Source organism: Arthrobacter ruber (genome assembly GCF_002954225.1).
GTDB classification, from domain to species: Bacteria; Actinomycetota; Actinomycetes; order Actinomycetales; family Micrococcaceae; genus Arthrobacter_D; species Arthrobacter_D ruber.
The window spans coordinates 252,380-260,806 of sequence record NZ_PPTH01000013.1 but is presented as its reverse complement, the minus strand read 5'-3'; the positions used below and the strand labels follow the sequence as shown (position 1 = coordinate 260,806).

Genomic DNA, 8,427 nt, shown 5'->3' with positions numbered 1-8,427 from the left:
ACCGCGTCCGCCGCGCGTGGACGCCGGCCGTCCGTCATCCCGCCCGGCGGGACCCGTGCGGCCTCCGCGACCACCCCGGCCGGGGCCGGCCGCGGGCCGCGTGCTGCCCGGCGTCGCCCCGAGGGACTGCGCGATGGCGCGGCTGACCGCGGGGGCGAGCTGCTCCTTGAGCGCCTCGAGGTCGCGGGACTCGTCCAGCACGCGTCCGCCGGCGTCGACGATCCGGAACATGATCAGCAGGTGCTGCGGTACGGCCGACCAGTTCCACGATCCGGGCGGGATGATGTGTCCGCGCAGGCGGCGCAACGCGAGTTCGAGGGCCGTCTCCAGGTCGTCCTGGGCAGGGTCGAAGTCCGATGCGAGGGCGGCCACCACGGTCCGTGCGACGTCGGGCGCAGGCACGAAGTTCTTCCGGACCTGCTTCGGCAGGGACTTGATGAGGGCCGTCACGAGTTCCACACGCTGGCCGGGGATCTGCCAGCGGAACGGTTTCGCGTCCAGCTGGTTGAGGAACAGGACCGGGATGGTGACCGTGACGCCGTCGTGCGCGCCCGGTGTCAGGGGTGAGAACTCGTACGCCAGCGGCAGCTCGAAGCCCGCCTGGTGCCACACGTTCGGGAAGGCGGACTCGTCGAGCTCGGCCGCGTCCTCGCTGAGGAGCTTCTCGGGGTCGAAGTCGAGCAGGTCCGGGTGGTCCTGGCGGGCCTGTTTCCACCAGGAGTCGAAGTGCCGCTCGGAGACGACGTCGGCGCCGATGCGCTGGTCGTAGAACTCGAAGAGCGTCTCGTCGTCGACCCGGAGGTCCCGACGGCGCAGGCGGTTCTCGAGCTCGTCCACCTCGGCGAGGCGGGCCTGGTTGCGGCTGAAGAAGGTGTGGTGGGTCTTCCAGTCGCCCTCCACGAGGGCGTGCCGGATGAACAGCTCGCGGGCCACCTCGCGGTCGATCCTGCCGTAGTTGATACGGCGCTGGGGCACGATCGGCACGCCGTACAGCGTGACCTTCTCGTACGCCATGACCGAGCCCATCTTCCGGGACCAGTGCGGCTCGCTGTAGGTGCGCTTCACGAGGTGCGGTGCCACCTGCTCGGCCCACAGGGGATCGATACGCGCGACGACGCGGGCCCAGAGCCGTGAGGTCTCCACGAGTTCGGCGGCCATGACCCAGTCGGGCGACTTCTTGAACAGCGCGGACCCGGGAAAGACGGCGAAGCGCGTCCCGCGGGCTCCGGCGTACTCGCGCTTGCGCTGGTCGTACAGGCCGATGTTGCTGAGCAGGCCCGAGAGCAGGCTCACGTGGATCTGCTCGTGCAGGCCCACGGGGTCCACGGGACCGGCGGGCAGGGTGATGCCGAGCGGCTTGGCGAGCTGGCGTAGCTGCTGGAAGAGGTCCTGCCATTCGCGGACGCGGAGGTAGTTGATGAACTCGGCCTTGCACAGCTTCCGGAACTGCGTCGAGGAGAGCTCGTCCTGCTTCTCCTGCAGATAGCGCCACAGGTTGAGATAGGCGGTGAAGTCCGAGTTCTCGTCGACGAAGCGCTTGTGCTTCTCGGCTGCCTGCTGCTGCTTCGCCGGCTGGTCGGCCGAGGGCCGCTCGCGCGGGTCCTGGATGGTAAGCGCCGCGGCGAGGACCATGACCTCCTTTACGGCACCGCGCGAGCCGGCCTCGACGATCATGCGCCCGAGCCGGGGGTCCACGGGCAGCTGCGCCAGTTTGCGTCCGACGGCGGAGAGGCCGCCGTCGTCCTTCAGCGCCCCGAGCTCGCGCAGCAGGGCGACGCCGTCGTTGATCGCCTTGGTCTCGGGCGGCTCGACGAACGGGAACTCGGCGATGTCCTTCGGGCTGCGCGTGACGCCCATGGCGGCCATCTGCAGGATGACCGCCGCGAGGCTCGTACGCAGGATCTCCGGCTCGGTGAAGGGCCGGCGCGACTCGAAGTCCTCCTCCGAGTAGAGGCGGATGGCGATGCCGTCGGAGACACGGCCGCTGCGGCCCGAGCGCTGGTTCGCGGACGCCTGGGACACGCGCTCGATCGGCAGGCGCTGCACCTTGGTGCGGTGGGAGTAGCGCGAGATGCGCGCCGTCCCGGTGTCGATCACGTACTTGATGCCGGGCACGGTGAGCGATGTCTCGGCGACGTTCGTGGCCAGCACGATCCGGCGGTGGCTGCCCGTGGGACGGAAGACGCGGTGCTGCTCCTCGAGCGACAGTCGCGCGAACAGGGGCAGGACCTCCGTGCCGCGCAGGCGCTGAGTCGACTGGATCCGGGCGCGCAGGGCGTCGGCGGCGTCGCGGATCTCGCGCTCGCCGGAGAAGAACACGAGGATGTCACCGGGCGCCTCGAGGGAGAGTTCGTCCACCGCGTCGCACACGGCGTCCAGCGGGTCCCGTTCCTCCTCGAGCTCGCTGTCGGCCCCGCCGTCGCCGTCGTCGAGCCCGCCCGGTGGCTGGTCGAGCGGCCGGTACCGGATCTCCACGGGGTAGGTGCGCCCGGAGACCTCGATGATCGGCGCGGGGGAGGTGTCCTCCACGGCGGCGTCGGCGGCGAAGTGGGCGGCGAAGCGCTCGGGGTCGATCGTGGCCGAGGTGATGATGACCTTCAGGTCCGGCCGTTCGGGCAGGATCCGCCGGAGGTAGCCGAGGATGAAGTCGATGTTGAGGCTGCGCTCGTGCGCCTCGTCGATGATGATGGTGCTGTACTTGCGCAGCATCCGGTCGTGCTGGATCTCGGCGAGCAGGATGCCGTCCGTCATGAGCTTGATCTTCGTCCTGCGGCCCACCGACCCGGTGAAGCGGACCTGATAGCCCACCTCCTCGCCGAGCGGCACCTGCAGCTCCTCGGCGATGCGCTCGGCGACCGTGCGCGCGGCGAGGCGCCGCGGCTGGGTATGGCCGATCAGCCCGCGCTCGGCGAGCCCGAGTTCGAGGCACATCTTGGGGATCTGCGTCGTCTTCCCGGACCCGGTCTCACCGGCGATGATGGTGACCTGGTTGGCCGCGATCGCGGCCATGATGTCTGCCCGGCGCTCCGAGACAGGGAGGTCCGCGGGGTAGGAGATAGTCAGTGTCATGGTTGCCTGCAAGTCTAGTTGCTCGCGCCGGACCGCAGGCGGGCGTTCACCGAGGGCTGGGCTCCTGGTCGACGGCGGCGCCCGTGTGTGCGGCGGCGGGAGTACCCGCCGACCGGCGGAGGCGGTCGGCGACGACGACGGCACGCTCGCGCATCTCGGCCGGCTCGAGGACCTCGAAGTCGACGTCCCAGCTCGCCAGGTACGCGAGGGGGAAGTCGAGCGAATCGAAGCCGGCCCGGAGCAGTGTCGCGTGCTCGCCGTCGGCCTCGAGGGTGCCCGTGCTGGAGGGGACACGTGACTCCAGCTCGTGCAGCGGTGCGTGGAACCGGATGACGGCGTCGTAGGAGTAGGGCGAGCGCGTGATGGATTCCTGCACGTAGGCGGCGAGATCGGCCGCAGGCAGCGGTCTGGGCAGGAAGCGGTCGCGGGCCACCGGGACGCTCTGGCAGCGGTCGACGCGGAAGGTCCGCCAGTCCTCGCGCGAGCGGTCGAAGGCCACGAGGTACCAGCGCCTCCCGGTGTCCACGAGGCGGTAGGGCTCCACGATGCGTCGTGAGGACTCGCCGTCGTGCCGGTCGTAGCGGAAGGCGACGCACCGCCGCTCCGTGATGGCCGCCGAGAACGCGGTGAGCACCTCCGGATTGACGGGCGTGCTCGCGGCCGCCATGCGGGTGACGGCGGAGCGCAGTCCCGAGAAGCGGGGACGCAGGCGGGGCGGCAGCACCTGCTCCAGTTTGGTGAGGGCACGGACGGAGGCCTCCCCGACGCCGGAGACGGGACTGGCCGTGACGGCGGTGAGGCCGATGGCGACGGCGAGCGCCTCGTCGTCGTCGAGCAGGAGCGGCGGGAGCTGCGCGCCGGCGCCGAGCTGGTAGCCGCCCGCGACGCCGGGGGACGCGTTGATCGGGTAGCCGAGGGTGCGGAGCTTGCCGATGTCCCGGCGGACGGTGCGCTCCGTGACGTCCATGCGCTGCGCGAGGGCCGGGCCGGTCCACTCCCGCCTCAGCTGGAGGAGCGAGAGGAGCTGCAGCAACCGTGCCGAGGTCTCGATCATGCCCCCCACGGTACGACGACCGGCGGACAGGAACTGTCCTGAATCACTGCTGCTCGAGGGAATCGCCGTACCGACCGTCGGTTGTCGTGACCGCCACACCACGTGACCTCGGGGCCGCGCTGCTCCCGGCGGGCCGAACTCCCCGATGCCTGATCCGTCGGGACGGACACCGCACTACGGGCGCCTCACCGCCAGCCGGAGCGTCCACCAGCAGAACGCCGCGACGCCCACCGCGACCACCGGAAGGCTTTGCCCGGCGTCGCCCACCCAGAGCGCGAGCAGTGCGATCGGTTGCGCCATGGCCTGGACGCGAAGGAAGGACCGCACGAGTTCGCGCACCGCGGCCACGCTGACCCACCCCCGCAGCGGAAGATGCAGGAGCAGGACGTACAGCACGAACACGGCATGGAGCCCGGCCACGAAGACCAGGAGCCACGGCGACCCGGCAGGCATGTTCACCGCGTACGCCACCACCAGGAGCAGCAGGGAGACGAAGATCAGGCCGATCGACGGGAGTACAGCGGCGATCGCCGCCACCGCGACAGGGACGACGACCCACACGGACCCGTTCCACACCACGATGCCGAGCAGGACCGCGGTGAGCGCCGTCGCCGCCCGCACCACGGTCAACGGGACGAGACCGCCGCGGTCGGGCACGGCGGCGACCCCTGCTCCTCGCGCCGCGGGGAACAGCCTCATGGGGTCCTTCCATCGTCCGCGCGTCCGGGTCTTCGGGCAGCGCCCTGCGCAGCGCCGCCGCCGTGTCGACTCGACTGCCTGGCCATCAGGCGGAGGCCGGTCTCGAGGTCCGGTCCGCCCCTGTCCGGGAGGTGGGCGTCCGCCGCAACGCCCACGACCGCCGAAGCACCGGAGAAGACCGGGATGCCCTCCTTCCCCAGGTCCTCGAGGAGCAGGTGACGCCGGAGCTGCGTGAGCGGCACGGCCTGGGTCTGAGCCGTCGTCGTCGCGTCGTGGACAAGCGGCGGCACGCAGTCGACGCCGGCGACGAGATGGCCCTGAGCGTGCCAGAGGCGGAGCAGGCGCGCAGGCTCGGCATCGAGGAACGCCGAGAACACCACGACCACGGAGCCCTGCGGCGGCACGGGATCCCGGCCTCGTCGTCGTCGCGGGACCACGGACGTCACTGCCAGCCGCACGCGGATCTGCTCGAGGTGCCGGGCTCCACCGGCCGAGCGCAGCGCCCGCCGCGTGCCCGACAGGTCGTCGAGACCCACCCGGTCACCGCCCGCGACGAACGACGCCGCCACCGTCGTCGCCGCCGCCCGTGCCGTATGGAGGGATCCGGCGGAGAGGCGCGGTCCGGCGGTGAACCAGTCGGCGGTCGACGACGGCAGGTCGTGCGCCTGGTCGACCACGAGGAGGACGGACGCCTCCGCGTCGGCGAAGGAGCGTCGCACCATGAGCCTGTCCTGGTCCGCCGAGCGGCGCGCGGTGGCACGCCAGTCGATACGCCGCAGGGCGTCGCCGGGCTGCAGCGGCGCGATCGATCGCAGCTCCCCGCCGTCGCCCGCGCGCCTGGATGCATGGGTGCCGGCGAGGCCCACGAGCCGTCGCGAGACGGGACGCGCAAGGGGCTCGCCGATCGGCGGGAGGATGCTGACGCGGACGGGCGGGGCGGGCGCGAAGGGCGAGGACACCGCGAGGTCCGCGGTGAAGCCCGCGGCCCCGTAGGACAGGACGTCCGCCTCACCCGAGAGCGGTGCACGCACCAGCAGCGGACACTCCTCGTCGGACCTCAGGACGAGGGCGTCCGGCGGACACCCGGGAGCGGCCAGGGTGGTGGCGACGAGGCCGCCCGACGGCCCGCCGCCGGCTGCCGACGGTGCGAGCAGCAGGCGGAGGCGGGAGCCCTGCGTCCGTGGATCGGTGGAGATCCGCACGGGAGGCTCCTCCCCGCCTCCGGGCGCGGCACGGCCGGCGAGCGCGAGCAGGGCGAACGGTGCTGCAAGGGCGACGGCGTCGGGCCGACCGGCGACGAGTCCCGCGACGATGCACACGAGCACCAGGATGAGCGCCAGGGCCTCGACGGGGGACCGGCCGGTCCCGGCCCTAGCCACGGGGCACGGTCGACGGCGTGGGCACCTCGGCCAGCACGTCCCGCACTACCCTCTCCGGGGCCACCCCCTGCGCCCACGACGACGGCGTCAGGGTGAGCCGGTGGGCGAGGACCGCCACCGCGCCCTCCTTCACGTCCTCGGGGAGGACGAAGGTGCGGCCGTCGAGGACCGCGAGGGCCCGGCCGAGGAGGACCAGCGCCTGGGACCCGCGCGGTGAGGCGCCGACCTCGACGGCGGGATGGCTGCGGGTGGCGGCGGTGAGCCGCACCGCGTAGTCGATGACGTCGTCGTCGACGCCCACGGACTCCACCGCGGCCTGCAAGCGCAGCAGGCCCTGCGCCGTGGTGACGCTCTCCACCCGGGTCTCGTCCCGCCGCCGGCCGAGGCGCCGCGCGATGATGTCCTGCTCGCCGCCCGGGCCGGGATACCCGAACCGCAGGCGGACCAGGAAGCGGTCCAGCTGAGCCTCCGGCAGGGGATACGTGCCCTCGAACTCGATCGGGTTCGACGTCGCGAACACGTGGAAGGGACGCTGCAGCGGCAGGGTGGCGCCCTCCGCCGACACCTGCGTCTCCGCCATCGCCTCCAGCAGCGCTGACTGCGTCTTCGGGGAGGTCCTGTTGATCTCGTCGGCGAGGAACAGCCCCGCGAAGATCGGCCCCGGCTTGAACTCGAACGTCCGCGTCGCCGGATCGAAGATGGAGGACCCCGTGACATCCGAGGGCAGGAGGTCCGGCGTGAACTGCAGGCGGCGGAAGTCGAGGCCGAGCGCCTGCGCGAGGGTCTTGGCCGCGAGGGTCTTCCCGAGCCCCGGGAGGTCCTCGAAGAGCACGTGGCCGCCGGCGAGGACGGCCGCGAGCGCCAGGCGCAGGGCCTGTTCTGCGCCGACGACGACGGTGCCCGTGCGGGCGAGGATCTCCCGGCCCACGCGGGCCGCGTCCTCGGGGCCGAGGTCCGGGAAGGATGGGGCTGAAGGCCCGTCGACGTCGGCGGCGGTCATGGGATCTCCTGGTGGTGTGCGGTCGGTGCTGCGGAGGGGTCCATTGCGGGCCGTGCCGCGGAGGAGCCCACGGCGGGCGCCGGTCGGACGAGCCGTTCGAGTTCGTCGACGAGGGAGCGGAGCTCGCGGGAGGTCGGCGCGAGGGGTCGGGACCGCGCGGTGAAGGCGACGAGGGCATCGCTCCGTGGAGCGTGCGGACGTGCCGCTGCGACCATCTCGGCGAGGGCATGCACCTCGAGGACGGCGCGGGCGCCGGGGTCGGTCGATGCCAGCGAGAACTCGAGGGCCTGCAGGTCGGCGAGGCCCAGGACGGGATCGGGGAGCGGGGGGAGGGCGACCCGCCGGACGTCCACGGCCTCGAGGAGCCCGTTCGCCACGCCGGCGGCGAGCGCCGCCCCGACGAGCGCGACGGCGTGGCGGCTGTCGAGGCCGAAGAACCATCCTGCGGCGACGGCGAGTCCCACCAGGACCGCCGTGATGGCCCACGCCGAGCGCTTCATCCCGCGCCCGCGGCCGTGCGACGGGCGCGGAGGGCCGCCGCGAGCTCCTCGATGGCGGCGGTCGCGAGGTCCCGGTCGCCGTCGTCGAGCGGCAGCGGGGTGCCGGCCCGGCCGAAGCGGGCCCGCTGGTACAGGCGCGTGAGGGTCGCCAGCGGCCGGACGGGCAGACCGAGGGCGGCGGCAGCGGCGGTCGCGAAGTCCGTCGTCGTCTGTGCCGGTGTCCGCCCTGTGCCCGCCGCGGTGCAGAGCTGCTCGAAGGCGAGCCAGCACCGGATGACGGCGTCGGAGGTGTCCGTCCCCTCCGCCAGGAGTGCGTGCGAGTCCGCCGTCCAGGCGGGGAGGGCGTCGGAGGCGAGTGCGGGGAGGTCCTGCCGCTGCAGGTCCGTGCGTTCGAGCGGGCCCTCCTCGACCGTCCGTCGGGTGCGGAGCCGGAGCAGGAACCTCACCAGGAGCGCGAGCCCTGCGGTCACCAGGAGAAGCAGGGCCGCCACTGCCCAGTCCCCGCCGATCTCGAGGCGCTCGCCGTCGGGCAGTGGTTCGGAGGTGGCCGGGGCCGTCGGGGCGGGCGTGCGCTCCTGCCCGACGGCGGAGGACGGATCCACCACGGGGTCCGCCGAGAAATCACCCATGAAGCCTGCGGCGAGCACCGCGAGGACGAGCATGAGCACGGTCAGGAGGGAGGCGGGGGCGCCGAGGCGGAACCTGCCCTTCGTCCCCACGCTTCCC

The 8,427-nt window shown here is 72.7% G+C and carries 7 protein-coding genes; all 7 read right to left on the bottom strand.

Translation table 11 applies throughout. The annotated features are described in order from the left end of the window. On the bottom strand, positions 1–3,069 hold a 3,069-nt coding region (gene hrpA / locus CI785_RS05135; protein WP_105031000.1), incomplete at its 3' end, for an ATP-dependent RNA helicase HrpA. Positions 3,070–3,115: 46 nt separating this feature from the next. Continuing rightward, positions 3,116–4,123 (bottom strand): helix-turn-helix transcriptional regulator, encoded by a 1,008-nt coding sequence (locus CI785_RS05130; RefSeq protein ID WP_105031027.1) that lies wholly within the window; start codon positions 4,121–4,123, stop codon positions 3,116–3,118. A gap of 174 nt (positions 4,124–4,297) precedes the next feature. Continuing rightward, positions 4,298–4,822, bottom strand: a complete 525-nt coding sequence (locus CI785_RS05125; RefSeq protein WP_105030999.1) for a hypothetical protein — start codon at positions 4,820–4,822, stop codon at positions 4,298–4,300. Continuing rightward, a complete protein-coding gene (locus CI785_RS05120) occupies positions 4,819–6,201 on the bottom strand; it encodes a DUF58 domain-containing protein (protein ID WP_105030998.1) in 1,383 nt (460 codons plus the stop codon). Before CI785_RS05120 ends, CI785_RS05125 begins: the two co-directional genes overlap by 4 nt. Further along, entirely contained in the window at positions 6,194–7,201 is a 1,008-nt protein-coding gene (locus CI785_RS05115) for an AAA family ATPase (protein ID WP_105030997.1), read from the bottom strand. The genes CI785_RS05120 and CI785_RS05115 overlap by 8 nt, the downstream gene beginning before the upstream one ends. Further along, a complete protein-coding gene (locus CI785_RS05110) occupies positions 7,198–7,701 on the bottom strand; it encodes a hypothetical protein (protein WP_105030996.1) in 504 nt (167 codons plus the stop codon). The genes CI785_RS05115 and CI785_RS05110 overlap by 4 nt, the downstream gene beginning before the upstream one ends. After that, entirely contained in the window at positions 7,698–8,420 is a 723-nt protein-coding gene (locus CI785_RS05105; protein WP_105030995.1) for a DUF4129 domain-containing protein, read from the bottom strand. Before CI785_RS05105 ends, CI785_RS05110 begins: the two co-directional genes overlap by 4 nt. Positions 8,421–8,427 lie beyond the last annotated feature (7 nt).

Bases quoted from the DNA above. Each gene is read 5' to 3' on its own strand.
- CI785_RS05110 (WP_105030996.1), bottom strand. From the start codon at position 7,701: ATGAAGCGCTCGGCGTGGGCCATCACGGCGGTCCTGGTGGGACTCGCC.
- CI785_RS05130 (WP_105031027.1), bottom strand. From the start codon at position 4,123: ATGATCGAGACCTCGGCACGGTTGCTGCAGCTCCTCTCGCTCCTCCAG.
- CI785_RS05115 (WP_105030997.1), bottom strand. From the start codon at position 7,201: ATGACCGCCGCCGACGTCGACGGGCCTTCAGCCCCATCCTTCCCGGAC.
- CI785_RS05125 (WP_105030999.1), bottom strand. From the start codon at position 4,822: ATGAGGCTGTTCCCCGCGGCGCGAGGAGCAGGGGTCGCCGCCGTGCCC.